The 15,428-nt window shown below is 40.0% G+C and carries 13 protein-coding genes and 2 pseudogenes; 5 read left to right on the forward strand and 10 right to left on the reverse strand.

Annotated elements, in window-relative coordinates:
* From ACIQXV_RS23290 to ACIQXV_RS23305, 4 genes and pseudogenes are all read left to right on the forward strand, one after another.
* Positions 1-537: pseudogene (locus ACIQXV_RS23290) on the forward strand (aromatic ring-hydroxylating dioxygenase subunit alpha); the annotation flags it as partial.
* A 224-nt stretch (positions 538-761) separates the two neighbouring features.
* Entirely contained in the window at positions 762-2,006 is a 1,245-nt protein-coding gene (locus ACIQXV_RS23295; RefSeq protein ID WP_402962654.1) for an MFS transporter, read from the forward strand.
* A 300-nt stretch (positions 2,007-2,306) separates the two neighbouring features.
* Positions 2,307-2,453 (forward strand): hypothetical protein, encoded by a 147-nt coding sequence (locus tag ACIQXV_RS23300; protein WP_402962656.1) that lies wholly within the window; start codon positions 2,307-2,309, stop codon positions 2,451-2,453.
* Positions 2,454-2,614: 161 nt separating this feature from the next.
* A pseudogene (locus ACIQXV_RS23305) lies at positions 2,615-3,463 on the forward strand (IS4 family transposase); the annotation flags it as partial.
* Positions 3,464-3,776: 313 nt separating this feature from the next.
* Here the strand turns inward: ACIQXV_RS23305 and ACIQXV_RS23310 are convergent.
* The 4 genes from ACIQXV_RS23310 to ACIQXV_RS23325 all read right to left on the reverse strand — a co-directional run bounded on the left by ACIQXV_RS23310 (position 3,777) and on the right by ACIQXV_RS23325 (position 7,414).
* The gene (locus ACIQXV_RS23310) at positions 3,777-4,574 is read right to left on the reverse strand and encodes an ABC transporter substrate-binding protein (protein ID WP_402962658.1); all 798 of its coding nucleotides are present in this window, start codon (positions 4,572-4,574) and stop codon (positions 3,777-3,779) included.
* Between the two features lie 64 nt (positions 4,575-4,638).
* Positions 4,639-5,580 (reverse strand): HPr(Ser) kinase/phosphatase, encoded by a 942-nt coding sequence (gene hprK / locus ACIQXV_RS23315; RefSeq protein ID WP_402962661.1) that lies wholly within the window; start codon positions 5,578-5,580, stop codon positions 4,639-4,641.
* Positions 5,581-6,045: 465 nt separating this feature from the next.
* Positions 6,046-6,780, reverse strand: a complete 735-nt coding sequence (locus ACIQXV_RS23320) for a sulfite exporter TauE/SafE family protein (protein ID WP_402962663.1) — start codon at positions 6,778-6,780, stop codon at positions 6,046-6,048.
* Between the two features lie 193 nt (positions 6,781-6,973).
* Positions 6,974-7,414 (reverse strand): YaiI/YqxD family protein, encoded by a 441-nt coding sequence (locus tag ACIQXV_RS23325; protein WP_402962666.1) that lies wholly within the window; start codon positions 7,412-7,414, stop codon positions 6,974-6,976.
* A gap of 316 nt (positions 7,415-7,730) precedes the next feature.
* Here ACIQXV_RS23325 and ACIQXV_RS23330 point away from each other — a divergent pair, with 316 nt between their 5' ends.
* Complete coding sequence (locus ACIQXV_RS23330) at positions 7,731-8,783, forward strand: M14 family zinc carboxypeptidase (RefSeq protein WP_402962669.1); 1,053 nt, start codon at positions 7,731-7,733, stop codon at positions 8,781-8,783.
* Positions 8,784-8,938: 155 nt separating this feature from the next.
* Here ACIQXV_RS23330 and ACIQXV_RS23335 read toward each other — a convergent pair whose 3' ends face one another.
* From ACIQXV_RS23335 to ACIQXV_RS23360, 6 genes are all read right to left on the reverse strand, one after another.
* Positions 8,939-9,715 (reverse strand): serine hydrolase, encoded by a 777-nt coding sequence (locus ACIQXV_RS23335; protein WP_402962671.1) that lies wholly within the window; start codon positions 9,713-9,715, stop codon positions 8,939-8,941.
* Positions 9,716-9,718: 3 nt separating this feature from the next.
* Entirely contained in the window at positions 9,719-10,723 is a 1,005-nt protein-coding gene (locus ACIQXV_RS23340) for an ABC transporter ATP-binding protein (protein ID WP_402962674.1), read from the reverse strand.
* 2 nt (positions 10,724-10,725) lie between these two features.
* The gene (locus ACIQXV_RS23345) at positions 10,726-11,640 is read right to left on the reverse strand and encodes a C40 family peptidase (protein ID WP_402962677.1); all 915 of its coding nucleotides are present in this window, start codon (positions 11,638-11,640) and stop codon (positions 10,726-10,728) included.
* The gene (locus tag ACIQXV_RS23350; RefSeq protein WP_402962679.1) at positions 11,633-12,733 is read right to left on the reverse strand and encodes a dipeptide epimerase; all 1,101 of its coding nucleotides are present in this window, start codon (positions 12,731-12,733) and stop codon (positions 11,633-11,635) included. Before ACIQXV_RS23350 ends, ACIQXV_RS23345 begins: the two co-directional genes overlap by 8 nt.
* A 14-nt stretch (positions 12,734-12,747) precedes the next feature.
* Entirely contained in the window at positions 12,748-13,671 is a 924-nt protein-coding gene (locus ACIQXV_RS23355) for a S66 peptidase family protein (protein ID WP_402962682.1), read from the reverse strand.
* 106 nt (positions 13,672-13,777) lie between these two features.
* A complete protein-coding gene (locus ACIQXV_RS23360; protein ID WP_402962685.1) occupies positions 13,778-15,412 on the reverse strand; it encodes a peptide ABC transporter substrate-binding protein in 1,635 nt (544 codons plus the stop codon).
* Positions 15,413-15,428: the final 16 nt, after the last annotated feature.

A 15,428-nucleotide genomic window follows, 5' to 3' on the forward strand; every position in this document is an offset into this window, starting at 1 on the left:
ATGATACCTCCGTTTGGAGGAGCTCCACGAGGAGGGCATGCTTGGGTGCCTATTGATGATGAAAACTGTTGGGTATGGAGCTGGAGTTGGACACCTGATCGTGATCTGACAGACGAGGAAATTAAGCAGATGAAGTCTGGAGCTGGAATTCACCCATTATTGATCCCTGGTACATTCCGTACACAAGCGAATAAAGAAAATGATTATCTTATTGATCGAGAAATGCAAAAAAGGGGCGAATCGTTTGCGGGAATATTTGGGGTAGGAATGGAAGATCATGCCGTTCAAGTCAGTGCGGGATCTATCGTTGATCGATCTCAAGAAAAGTTAGGAACTAGTGATACAGCTATTATTAAAGCAAGACAATGTTTGTTAAAAGCAGTAAGGGCTTTCGAAAAGGGAGAAAAGTTACCGGCTCTGGATCCTAGTAGCCATAGAATTCGTTCTGCTTCTGTTTTACTTCCAAAGGGTATGCCATTTCAAGAAGGTGCTAAGGAAGCTTTTGAACTAAGAGAAAAGGACTTTGAATCAGTTTAATAGGAAAGGTAACAATCAATATTTACAATTCTAATTGATTTGGAAAAGTAGTGAAATCGTTTTGAGAAACTTGTATAATTCAATCCTAATTGGACTATCAAACGAGAAAAATTAAGCGCAATCCTTAATGATCATTAAATTTAATGTAGTGGAAAAATTCCATTTAAATCTAGTTTTTGTTAATTATTATCTTATATATAAAATATTAGGAGGAATAAGAAAAGATGAATCCAAAGTTGAAAACAGCTTTTATCGCTTTATCGATTGCATGGTTGGCATATTTACTTTCATATGTAAGTAGAGTATCGTGGTCACCGATTATTCCTCTAGCTTCAAGTGACTTGGGGATAAACGCTGCTCAAGCCGGAAGCTATATGACAGCTTTTTATATTGGATATGTTGTTACACAAATTCCTGGTGGTTTTTTAATTGACCGATTTGGTTATCGGAAAGTTTTATTAGGATGCTTTTCTATCCTTGGCGTGTCTACACTTCTAACAGGTGCTGCACCTAGTTACGAAATGGGAATGGTAACAAGGATAATTGCAGGGATTGGTTCAGGGGCTATTTTTTCTGCAGGTATTGTTGTAATAAATGATTGGTTTCCTGAAAAGAGACGTGGACTTGCTAACGGGATATTTATGACATCTACTTCTTTTGCTGTTTCATTGGTAAACTTGTATGTCCCTACCATTTCTAGTGGATTTGGGTGGAGATCTGCATTTTATGTTTCAGGTATTCTTCCTTTGATAGGATTAGTGATTGCATTCTTTTATTTAAAGGAATCCACTCCCATTTCTAAAAAGGTAAAAGAAGGTAATAGAGATAAGGCATCCGGTCGTGAAATTTTGTCACTATTGAAAAATAAGAATCTAATTTTAACAGGCCTAGCTGGTTTTGGTGGGCAATGGGCCACTACAGCAACTTTCACATGGGCAAATTCGTATTTAAATAAATCACTGCATCTTTCTCTTGTACAAGCTGGTCTATTTATGTCTATCTTTGGATTTGCAGCATTACTATCTAAACCAGTTACAGGAATTTTGTCGGACTATCTTGATCGTAAAATTCTCACATGTTGGATTCTAATATTATTAGGCCCAGTGTTACTATGGTTTGGACTTAATCAAAATGTATCGTTGTTATATTTGATCATTCCAATGATGGGGATTTTAGGCTATGCATTTTATCCAGTTTTGAATACCGTAATTGGACAATCGGTAGAAAAAAGACTATTGGGAACAGCATCAGGCTTAGTAAATGCAATTTGGCAATTAGGTGCTATGCTATCACCATTAGCTGTTGGTGCTGTAATAGATGCGACGGGTAATTACTTTTATTGTTTTGCTACAATGGCTATTGGTCCATTTTTAGGAGGCTTGGTATTCCTATTTGTTAAATTGGAGAAAAAGGCTGCTAAGATTCAACAAAATACTGTAGATGAAGTTCAAATGGTCAATGTAAAATAAAACAATCGCTGGGCGATTAAAGAAGGTGATCGTGTTGTCATGGAGGAGTATATCCCTTGTGCCAATGTGAGCTTTGTCGGACCGGTTTAAATCACTTATGTTCCAACCGAATCCAAGAGTTAATCGAAAAAGATTTGATGCTCCTCCAATTACTATGGAACCATCGCCTTATGTTGGTTTCAGTTAATATATGTACCTACATCCTAATGCCGTAATCTACAAAATTCCTTCTCATGTTCCGACGATTGAGGCAGCATTAACATTACCTTTTTCAAACGGCTTTCATAGGGGGAGTAGGTTATGTGTGTAGAAGTTACTCGGACAACAATGGCTTGTATGTGCTTTTGCGTAAAAGCATCTGGAGCTGAAACGGTCATTATTATTGGAAGAAATAGTAGTGCTGAACGCTTGAAGTTGGCTTTAGAACTAGATGCGGATTATAATTAGTAACAGTCTTTCCTTGGCTATAGTTTATATAGGAGTATCGCCAACATTTCAATTTGTTGGTACTACCCCATGCCCATCAAGCTAAGTTAAAACAATATCCCCAATAATGAAAAAACGCTATGCTTATCGTAAGAAGTTTACGAGAAAGGATGGTGTTTTTTATGAATCCTATAATCTCCAGTGAACTGACACTTTTCGCACAAGAATTACAACGATTTCTATCTCCAATAGTCCTACAAGAAACCGCCAAACAAGTTGGTTTTGTGCAGCGATCTAGTAAGTATCAAGCAAATGAACTCATCGCCCTTTGCGTTTGGCTCAGCCAAGAAGTCGCTAGTACATCGCTTACGCAACTATGTAGTCGGTTAGAGGCTTCGACGGGTGTACTAATGAGCCAAGAGGGACTCAATCAACGTTTTAATCCAACAGCTGTATTCCTCCGAGAAGTCTTTACTTCACTCCTAACACAAAAACTCTGTGCGACACAATCACTATCTTCACACATGATTTCATCTTTCGAACGTATTCGGATTTTAGATGCGACTGTGTTTCAGCTACCTGATTCCTTCGCCACCGATTATCAAGGCTCTGGTGGGAGTAGTAATACGGCAGGCGTGAAAATCCAATTGGAATACGATTTACTGAGTGGCCAATTTTTAAACGTGCAGCTAGGACCGGGAAAGAATAATGATAAAACATACGGTACTATCTGCCTTGAAACCGTAGAGGAGGGCGATTTATGTTTACGTGATCTTGGTTACTTCGATTTAGGAGACTTACAAGTCATTCATGATAAAGAGGCTTACTATATCTCGCGGTTGAAGCTGAATACACGCATTTATATCAAGAACCCTGAGCCAGAATACTTCAAAAATGGCACGTTAAAAAAGCAAACAGAATACATCCAGCTTGATATGACACAAATTATGTCTGGTCTAACCCCTGGTGAAACGATGGAAATCCCCGAGGCATACATTGGCCAAAATAAGGGAATTGAATCAGAAATGCTTTTTTCTATCTCTACATGTTCTGGTAATGATTTTTCAAAAAGAAACATTAGGGTCACCTCGTAATCTATATAAAATCGCCAACAATACTCAATCTTTTGCCGTCATTCCAAAAGGTGCCTGACACCCATTACGTTAATGTGTTAACGTATGGGGGGCAGGCGCCAATATTCATTGAATTCTTTGCTCTAAATGCTTCATCGCTTCTTCTTTTTTACTATTTGGTTCTAAGTCACCAAGGTAACTTTAGAGGTAAAAGGCGAACAGGACCAGCCGCTGTTCGCCATGTGTCAGGCACTAAATATTTATTTCTAATTTACATAGCGCTCCTCTTTATTTGTTTTGTTAATTTTTCCAAATATTCCCCTGCAACCAACATTTTCGCACCGTACCAAAACATTTCGCCATCCACTAGAATGATTTTTGTATTGGGAAGAAATGATTGAAATTCTGCTATATGTTTTTCTTGATATGGAAATGGTTCGGAAGCGAGCAAAAGCACATCAAGATTTGCATCTGCAAGCTCCTCTTTTGTAACCGAGGGATACCTTGCATCCCCCTTTTCGAATGGGTTTTGGAAACCAATTGTATGTAAGACATCATTAATGTATGTCGTTCCACCAACCACCATATATGGTTTTCTCCAAATAACATAGGCGGCATTTAGATGCTGCTTACATGAACGGTCAGGGAAGGACGTTTTGCAGGATGTGATGAGGCGGTTAGCTGCCTCTTCTCTATTTGTCAGTAATCCCAGCGTTTCGATCAACCGGTAGGAATCGTCTATCTTTTGTACCTCCAAAACGAAAACTGGAGCAATTTTTTCAAGTGCAAGCACAATTTCCTCTGTGTTTTCTTCTTTTTCAGCTAGGATGAGATCAGGTTGTAAATCACGTATTTTGTCCACAATTACTTCTTTTGTACCACCTACAATTGGGACTTTTTCTACCATTTCTTTTGGAAAAATGCAATATTTTGTGCGGCCAACTATTTCATCCTTGAGGCCTAGGGCAAAGAGTGTCTCCGTAATGGCAGGACAAATGGAAATAATGCGCTTGGGTGCAGTGGAAATACTCACCTGCCTCCCAATATGATCAGTTAAAAAATGTGTCATCGAATTTACCCCCTAAATAAGTCGTTAACCCATGGAGACGGTTCTTGTGGTCGAACCACTCTCATTAAAAGCCATGAGAACCGTCCCCGTGGATTTCAGCCTCGATCCTGCTCATGAATTCTTCTGCTGCGCTGTATCCCTGCTGCTTCAAATACCAGTTATTTGCTGCTGCTTCAATTAACCCTGCCACGTCCCGTCCAGGCTGTAGTTGGATTTCCATTGATGGAATCTTAACACCCATATAGTCTGTATAGTGAAGTTTCTGGTCCAATTCATTATACAAGGCATCTTTTTCCCATTTCGTCAAATTAATATCTAGAGCAATTCGTGATTCATCTTGGAAAGCCTTACGACCATATAAGCGAACCACATTCAATAAACCAATACTCCGAAGAGCCAAAAACTCCTTGGTTTTCTCATCATGCGTACCAAGAATGGTTTGCGGACTAAGCTTCTTTAGGACAACGATATCATCTGCAACTAGCCTGTGTCCCCGGCGAATTAACGTATGAGCCGTCTCGCTTTTTCCTACCCCTGAATTACCGCGAAGTAAGATCCCAATGCCAGACACATTCATACAAACTCCATGCACAGCAATTTCTGGTGCTAATTCCTTTATCAAATACGCATCCAATTTAGTGATAAACTCTGAAGTTGTCTCAGGTATGTTAGTTACTAACAAGGGGATACCCTGTTCAATGCAATGGTGGGTTAGATAGGTAAGCCCTTCTTCCCCAGCCGTTACGATAAAACACGGTGGATGATAATGGACAATATTACCGATTCGTATTTTACGTTCTTCATGACTTAACTTATGTAAATAGGTAATTTCCTTTTTTCCTAAAATTTGAACTCGTTCTGTCGGAAAAAAATCAAAATGGCCCACAAATTCCAGGCCCGGACGATGCACCCGTGATTGCGTAATCATTTTCTGCAGTTGACTTTCACCGGCCACTACTTTCAAGGAAAACTTCCGAACTAAGTTTTCAACTGTTATTTTTTTCACCCTATACTCACCGCCATATTCGCCTTCTTTATTTGAATTATACTTAAGAAAAATGAAATCGTCACCCAATTCCGAACTTTTTCCTGTAAGGCTAGATCGTATCAATGTGAGTATATGGACAATGTACCAAAATGTAAAAGGCGATGCCTAATGTTGTGATCAGGAATCGCCTCTCAAAACCTTATTAACTTACAAATATATTTTTTTAATCTTGGTTGTTTTCGTAAAGAATGTTGTTATTACCCATGTTCAAACTCTAAAAAGTGACTAGTGAGGTGTAAAACTACACCTCATTAGCAAGTTAATCTAATTTATCGGCTATTTTTGTAAGTTTATCGGCGAATTTAACCACTTTATCGGCGAATTTTTAATTTTATCGGCGAATTGAAAAAAGCACCATACTTTTATAAAAAAGCCTTAATCTTTAGTTTCCTTATTACTGAAATAAAGGATAGACGGTCCGAGTTAGAGAACATTTTCAGCAAATATTTGAATGATCAGCGCTGCTGTCACAATTCTTAATATTGGTTTTACATATTGCGGTTTTAGTTTTTGCGCAATCCTCACACCTATTTGCGCACCGGATAGGGATCCTAGCAGCAACGCCAGTGTAACAGGCCAAATGATTTTACCTGTAGCGATGTAGGTAATGGCTGCCCCAAAACAACTTGAAAAAGTAGCAAGGCGAACCAAACCTACCGCACGAATGTAACCGATATTTAAATAGCCAAACAAATAAAGCATCAATGTCCCTTGACCTGGACCAAATAGACCATCATAGATTCCAATACTGTAGAGTCCTGGCACACTGATTTTATTTAACTTCAAAGGTTCTTTTCCGTTGAAGTTCCCTTTTCCTATAAACGAGACAATAAACGCAAAGATAAGGAGCACAATCGCAACAATATACATGTTTTCTCCTGAAACCCGTGACGCAATATAGCCCCCGCTGATTCCACCGCAAATACTGACAGGGATCATCCAAAATGATTCCTTTAGGGAGATTTCCTTCTTTTTAAGAAGGTAAAAAAAGCTTGAGAACGAACTAACGGTGTTTGATACTTTATTTGCCCCAATCGCTGAGTGAACTGGTATCCCCATGATCAGCATCACCGGAAGGCTGATTAATCCCCCTCCTCCGGCCAGAGTACCCATTGTCGTGGCACAAAGTCCAATGAAAAATAGAATTACATATTCCATCAAATCCCACCCCCTTTCCATCTAATACAAGTATAGGATCAATTTAACAATAAATAAATTCAAACTTTTTAATGAAAAGCAATAAGATTTTCTTATAATAAGTGCGAAATTAATTATACTGATGGCAAAGGTGCCTTGCCCGCTATTCATACTGCAATGGGGCAAGGAACCTGTATTAGATCTATGTTTATGCTTAGTGAGAAATAGCTCTTTTAAAAAGCTCCCTAAATTGCTCCCTATCTTCTGCTGTAAAAGGCTTTGGTCCCTTTGTACGCTTTCCGCTTTTTCGAGCCATTGCACTTAAATAACGTGTTTGCAATAATTGATCAATGTTTTCATTTGTATAGGTAAAGCCCTTATGGTGAAGGACTAAACACCTTTTTGCTAAACCGAGAGAAGCAAGACCATAATCTTGCGTAACAATAATATCCCCTCTTTCAGCTAACTTCATAATCCGATAATCCGCAGCATCTGCTCCAGAATCAACATAAATGGTTTCCACTCCTGATGGTTGTTCCGCACTAGAAAAATGTGAAAAGCTCGTAACAAGGATTACAGGAATTTTCGCTTTGGTACCTTCAGAGATAATAATATCTTTTACTGGACAAGCATCTGCATCAACATAAATTTTCATCTTTATCTCTCCTGTAAATGAGTTCGAATTTATAATGATAATATGAATAAATTTGACCTATGTCAAAAAAGTAAATCCTTTTGTGCTCTCAAAAGCAACATTAAGCACTCCTGAGATCTAGTCCCGAATTGATTTTTCACATTGCAATTATTTATGAATACACCATGAATTAGAAAAAATTTCCCGAATAGGGAAATGGTAGGATAAGAAATACAGGAGTTAATCACTATGTACATGCTACCATTTTATAGGTAATATTCTTCGTGTAGCGAATGTTTTAAATTTTGCCACAATTATATTCATTGGAGGTTTTAAAATGAAAAAGAAAGTCCTAGCATTATCTTTAACTGGTTTAATGGCAATTTGCGGGTTTGTAAGCGTTCCCACTCCAGCCGGTGCAGTGGGTGAAGGACCAGTCTATGGCGGAAATGAGTCTGTTCAGACTTCTATCCTACATACATACCAAGGACTCGTTGATTTTCTTAAAACTCAAGACGCAAAACAGAATGCCATGCAACTAGAAGTCATAGGCCAAACTGTAAAGGGCCGTGATATTTACCTTGCAAAATATATCTCTAACCCTAGCAATCCTACTATTCTCTTTTTAACCCAACAACATGGAAATGAACAGCTGACAACAGAAGGGGCTCTAGAATTCATTAAACATTTAGGAACGAATAAAATGAAAGGTGTTCTTGAGAACGTAAACATACTAGTCGTACCAATGTTAAATGCTGACGGGGCCATGGGCGATGTCAACTTTTCCCTTGATGACTATGTCGCTGACGGCGGAAGGCATTTGACTCGCTATAATGCTGTAGGTGCTGATTTAAACCGTGACCATGTTGCCAAAATACACCCTGAGACCCAAGCATTGCATAATAATGTGTTAAAAAAGTACAAAATTGATTATATGATTGATCTCCATCATCAAGGAACTCAAAGTGAAATAGATGGGAAATATGTATCAGGTTCCATCCTTTATCCGACAAATCGGAATGTAAAGCCGGAGGTACTAGAACGGTCTAAAAAATTAGGAGCTGTCGTGTTCAATGCTATTAACGCAAAGGGATGGGGGAATATTGGAAAATACAATGGCGGTTCAGAGGAAACAATTGGCCGCAATGGAGCCGCAGTTCAATACGATATTTCAACACTTCTTTTTGAAATGAGAGGCATGTCTGATCACAACTATGAGTCTTACGTGCTCGGACAAAAAAGCAATGGTTATTTGATTAAGCAAACGATAACCACCCTGGATGCAACAACTAGAGCCATCGCCGATGGTTCAATTGAGAAAGCTAATACAAGCTTTTGGGATACCCTTCCAACCCAAACGACTCGACCTTCTGGGGAAGAAACAGAATAAACACTTTAAAACAGCGAACACTGGCTGTCACTGTTCGCTAGGGGTTCGTAATATTTATTATTCCTTTTCTAACTTAGCCATGGTGCCTGACTCCCGATACATTAAAGTATAAACGCATCGGGGGTCAAGCATCATTATTTGGATTCTAGTTCATTTTACGATGGTTCAAACAAATAATCATAGATATGCTTCCCTATTCTACTTATTGTTTGCTTTGCCGCAAACACATTGTCAAGCTGATCCATTAAGACCGCCGCATAAGCCGTTTTCCCCTTATAGGTTATCAACGCACAATCATGTTCAACGTGAGGAAGACTGCCTGTTTTATTGGCCGCCATTACCCTTTCTAAGTCCATCATAGCTGGAAGTCTATCTTGAAATTGCTGATACTTCATCATTTGTAAGGCAGCCGCTCGGCTTTCCTCTGTTAAATACGATCCTTCATTGAAAACTTTCAAACATGTCACCATATCCAAAGGACTTGTATAGTTATCAAGCCCTTGCTCCATGGCCTCAAAGTCCATCATTTTCCGATTAAGCATGGTTTGCTGCAGTCCCATTTTTCCCATGGAACTATTAATTACTTCCATTCCCAATTTATCTATTAGAAGGTTGGTAGCTGTATTATCTGAGACCGTGATCATTAATGTCATGAGATCCTTCATTGTCAGCTGCGCATCACAAGATAATGCCTGTAAAACTCCGGACCCCCCTACATGATTCGTAATCGGTACCAATTGATCAACATTCAGTTTACCTCTCTCGCTCTGCCGAAGTCCTTCTATTAAAATAGGAACCTTAATAAGACTTGCAGATTGAAAAACTTCCTCGCTCTTTACATAAATACATTTGCCCTCAATTTCGATAGCTAAACCAGCTCGACCGCTGAGGCCATGGAGTTCTTCTTCGATTTTTTTCGTTAATCTATCCATCGGTTACCTCGTGACAGCGACCTGGGAATAATCATGATCACCGGTTTTATTTTTATCATATAAATGACAGGCGATGTAATGGCCTCCCTCGACTTCCTTCCAGACAGGCTTCTCCTTGGCGCAAACCTCCATGGCCATCGGACATCTGGTTCTAAATACACATCCGCTTGGAGGATTAATTGGGCTTGGAAGCTCCCCTTTTAAAATGATCCTTTCGCGCTTGTCCTCAATGTCGGGGTCAGGAATAGGGATGGCTGAGAGCAATGCCTGTGTATATGGATGCATCGGATTTTTATATAATTCACCGCTTGTCGTTAATTCCACTAATTGTCCCAAATACATGACACCAATCCGGTCACTAATTTGCTTTACCATCGAAAGGTCATGGGCAATAAATAGATAGGTTAATCCTTTTTCCTTTTGCAATTTTGTCAGCAAATTAACGACCTGGGCCTGAACGGACACATCCAAGGCAGAAATTGGCTCATCTGCAATAATAAAATCAGGGTCAAGGGAAAGTGCCCGGGCGATGCCAATCCGCTGCCGCTGCCCACCGCTAAATTCATGCGGATAACGATTGGCATGTTCACGATTTAAACCGACATCCTCTAATAATTGATAGACCCGATTTAATCGTTCTTGCTTATTTGGATATAAGCCGTGCACTTCCATCGGCTCAGAAATGATTTCACTTACCGTTGACCTTGGGTTTAATGACGCATATGGGTCTTGGAAGATCATTTGCATTTGTCTGTGAAAAGCAAATCGCTCTTTCGATGTAAAGTTGTGGATATTTTTCCCTTTAAAGACAACCTCACCATCAGTTACGTCATAAAGCCCGATAATGGTTCTGCCTGCCGTGGACTTCCCGCACCCTGACTCCCCTACAATTCCGAATGTCTCACCTTTATTAATGTGAAAGCTCACTCCATCAACGGCTTTTAACACTTGATTTTTCCCTAAGTGAAAATGCTTTTTGAGATTGTTTACCTGTAATAACTTCTCCATGATTATGCCTCCGTCTCAACCCAGTAGCGTCTTGCTGCACATAGTTCTTGCTCGTATATCGTTCCTTCTAAAGGAATAATTTCCACTGTTTTGCCGGTATTTGGGGAATGAAGTAATTTTCCATCTCCGTAATAAATGCCCACGTGATGGATCTTCCCTTTTCCTTTTTCATATGCAAAAAATAATAAATCACCTGGTTCGATGTCTGCTACTTCAACTTTTTTGCCGGCAGCTGCTTGGTCATGGGCATCGCGGGGAATCACATATCCATTTGCCTTACACATCGAGTAGCTTAACCCAGAGCAATCATAGCCATAACTGCTCATCCCGCCCCATAAATAGGGTAAATGAAGAAATTGTTCACCAGCGGATACAATCGCATGGCCATTTCCTTTTGCTGGAGAATCCGTGATAACGACATCCTTCGAATCTAGCACACCAGTCCCATCAGGGGTTTTAACGATAATCTTTCCTTCCTGCTCATATAAAAAGGGTAAGGCTGTTAAGTAAGAGAGTTCTAAACTAGATTGATGATTCTCTTTAAACAACTTGGCCTTTCGGCTCGTCACAATCGCGACTGGGACATCCGCCATATTCCAGTCATCAACGACCTCCACTAACTGAGTTTTTGGAACCCAGCCTGGATAGCCGCGGTCTTCCTTAGATGTTGACTGACTTGGAATGATTACATGCGCCCAATCACCATTTTCCTCCGCAACCACCACTTCTTCACAATATAATAGCTGCGTTTGAACAAGGTTTTGATCACACAATCCCAGCCTGGTTTCATAAGTTAATCCATCTAACCACGCGTCGAGCGAAACTGGATTAGTTACGGCAGCATGGTCAATTTCTCGTGGTGAATCAAAAGACGTCCAGACGGTTGCTACAGGTACATTTACAATCCATTTAGCCAATGAAGACTCCCCCTTTTATGTCTATAGACTTAATCCCTAGGCCCGGGGCCTCCGGCATTGTTATAAATCTACTATTATATTGTACTCCGCCTTCAACTATTTCCTTTGCCAGCATTAACGGTGCATCAAAGTCAAAACGAGTAATGTTTTGCTTACTTGCTGCAAAGTGAGCTGCTGCTGTAATACCAAGCCGAGTTTCAATCATACTGCCGACCATACACTCAACACCGCATGTTTCAGCAAGTTGGTTGATGATTTGGGCTTGAAAAATTCCGCCAGCCTTCATCAGCTTAATATTAATTAAATCGGCACTTCTTGTTTTCAATACTTGAAAGGCTTGTTTCGGTGTAAACACACTTTCATCGGCCATAATCAGTGTATCAACTGCATCCGTTACCTGCTTCAGACCATCAATATCGTCCGCTTTGACAGGCTGTTCCACTAATTCAATCCGTAAATCACTATCTTCCATTTTACGGATGGCACGGATTGCATCCTTCGCTGTCCAGCCTTGATTCGCATCCAGGCGGATTTTAATATCCTTTCCTACCCGCCTTCTAATCTCCTGGATTCGTTCCAGATCTGCAGCAATATCATCCTTGCCTACCTTTACCTTAAGGACATTAAATCCCTCTTGGATATAAGAAACAGCATCCTCGCCCATTTCCTCAGGCCCATTCACGCTAACGGTAAAATCTGTTTCCATTGCCTTTTTATGACCGCCAAGGAATTGATAGAGCGGTAGTTTACTATATTGGGATAAACAATCATAAATGGCCATATCCACAGCAGCTTTTGGGCTTGGATTTCCAACCATAAGTGTTTTTAATCCCTGAAAAATCACTTCATATTGAAAAAGGTTTTTCTTATGTAAAAATGGCTTGATCACATGGTGGATGGCCGATTCAATACTCGAGAGGCTGTCGCCTGTAATGACAACAGTAGGAGGTGCTTCACCCCAGCCAACGATTCCATTATCGCAGGTAATTTTCACAAAAATGGATTCTGCTGTCGTCACCGTTCGAAGCGCCGTTTTAAACGGCTTTTTTAACGGTACAGCGACACGGAATGTTTCAATTTGCTCAATAATCATAGGTAAACCATCCTTTACAAGATGCCGCTATCGACAATTAATTTTTTTTCATTCGTATTCATGAATGCTTGTACGCCTAATGGAAGCGCGATATGAGGGTTACAATGCCCCATCATGAATCCCTTTATCGCCGGCTTTTGTGCGAGTTGAACGTAATGTGTGATGACCTCGTCGAGTGATAAGGAAAGATTCCTTTTTGGCGTGCAATCACAAAAGTCTCCAATAAGAATGCCGCAAGCATCCTTTAACTTTCCAGCCAAATAAAGCTGATTGAGCATCCGATCAACAGACCGAGGTTCCTCATTCACATCCTCGATTAGCAGCAGCTTTTCCTTCGTATCTATTTCATATGCTGTTCCGAGAGTGCTGACTAGAAGCGACAAATTCCCTCCCACAATTTCTCCCCTTGCCTCACCATCTACTAAAACTTCCAATTGAGAGATTTGTTCCGTATAGACTAATGAGGAAGGCTCAAATAATTGCAAAAACCCTTCTTTTGATAATGGGTGTGTGTCCTCTTTCCCTATATCTGAAGCTAGCATTGGCCCATGAAAGGTGACCAGCTCCGATTGCTGCCGAATGGCCGTATGTAAAAAAGTAATATCGCTGTAGCCCCAAAAAATTTTGGGATTCTTTTTAATCAGTTCATAGTCAATTTGCTCGGCAATTCTTCCTGTTCCAAAACCACCGCAGGCACAAATGACGGCTTTAACTTCAGGATCGGTGAACATTCCATGGAAATCTTCAAGTCTTTCTTGATCGTAACCGGCTAAATAGCCATTTATTCGCGAAACATGTTTTCCAACCTTGACGTTTAGTCCTAAATCCTTCAAAAAAGCTATTCCTCGGTCTAGATTTTCTTGGTTTGGCGGGCTTGCTGGGGCAATGATCCCAACGGTATCTCCCTTTTTAAGCCGTTTTGGCTTTACTGCATTCATTTAAAAACCCCTTTCGACACCATCTATAAGTCTATGTTTCTAGGGTAAAAGGGATGTTCATTTGAACACCCCTTTTTTAAGAAAAAGAAACTCTGCTCTTCCACCCTTATTTCTTATCTGCCCATTTTAATTCTAAATATCCAACTGGATGACGTACGATACCTGTTACATCCTTATTTTGTAAATAAACTTGATTATAGAAGTGAATTGGAATAATTGGTGCTGCATCGAATAAAATCTTTTCAGCTTGATACATCATATCGAAGCGTTTCTTTTCATCCTTTTCATTTTTTGCATCTTTAATTAATTTATCAAATTCAGCATTGCTCCAGCCTGTGCGGTTCATTGGAGATCCAGTAATAAAGTTTTCTAAGAAGTTTATTGGGTCTGCATAGTCAGCAAGGAATGAGCTGCGTGATAACTGGAACTTTAATGCTTTTTGATCAGTGGCAAAAACGCTGCTTTCCATATTGGCAAGCTTCACCTCGACACCTAAATTTTCTTTAAACATTTGCTGTAAAGCTTCAGCGATTTTCTTATGTGCATCGCTTGTGCTGTAAGTAAGAGTTACTTCCGGAAGTTGCGTGTATTTCTCCTCTTCCATACCCTTTTTCAAAAGTTCTTTTGCTTTCTCTACATCTGTTTTAATAAGGTCACCACTTGTTTTACGGAAGTCCTTTCCTGCTGGGTCCTTAAATCCGTAGGAGACAAAACCATAGGCAGGCTTTTCTTGATTTTTTGTTACAAGCTCAACCATTTGCTTTTGGTTAACAGCCATCGCGAATGCCTTGCGGATATTCTCGTTTTGGAAAGGTTCTTTTGTCAGATTAAAACGGTAGAAATATTCACCCGCTTGATCTTCAACCTTCACGTCACCTTCTTTAAACAACTGATCTGCAAGTTCGGCAGGAACATCAGACGTATCTAACTCTCCAGTCTTGTACATTTGATATTCTGTATTTGGGTCATCAACCATAGCCCAATGAACCTTATCCAATTTTACATTTTTCGCATCCCAATATTTTTCATTCTTTGTAAATGTAAAATCACTATCATGGTTCCACTCAGTTAAATTAAAAGGACCATTACCCACGAATGAGCTTGCTTCAGCAAACCAATTTGGATTGGCCGTTGCAACTTTTTCATTAATTGGGAAAAAGGCAGGATTGGCAATGACGCTTAAGAAATATGCCTGTGGGCTCGTCAATGTTACTTCAAACGTCTTTTCATCGACAGCTTTTACTTTCACATCTTCAGCTGTCCCTTGTTCAGTGTTAAATGCTTCTCCACCCTCAATGAAATAGCCCAAGAATGCAGCCGAAGATCCTGTTTTTGGATCTAAAAGACGTTTCCAGGCAAATACAAAGTCACCCGCAGTCAGATTATCCCCATTAGACCATTTCGCATTATCACGAATATGGAAGGTATAGGTTTTACCATCCTCAGATACATCCCATTTTTCAGCTGTTGCAGCTTTTGGTTCATGGTTCTGATCCAAACGAGTCAGACCCTCCATAATGTTGTTCAAAGAATTCCAAGAAACTGCATCGAATCCAATGGCCGGATCCCAAGATGTTGGCTCTTGACTATTATTAAGGTTTAGGACTTTTTCTACCTTTTCCTTAGACCCCTCTTTACCTTTATCCTTTGCTGGCTCACTTCCAGCATCCTTGTTTGCTGTACAAGCTGCTAATGCAAATACAAGCAAAGAAGTGACCAACAATGTCATAAACTTTTTCATGATTCTCCCCCTCGTT

The organism is Neobacillus sp. NPDC097160 (genome assembly GCF_044762155.1).
Lineage (GTDB): Bacteria > Bacillota > Bacilli > Bacillales > Cytobacillaceae > Neobacillus.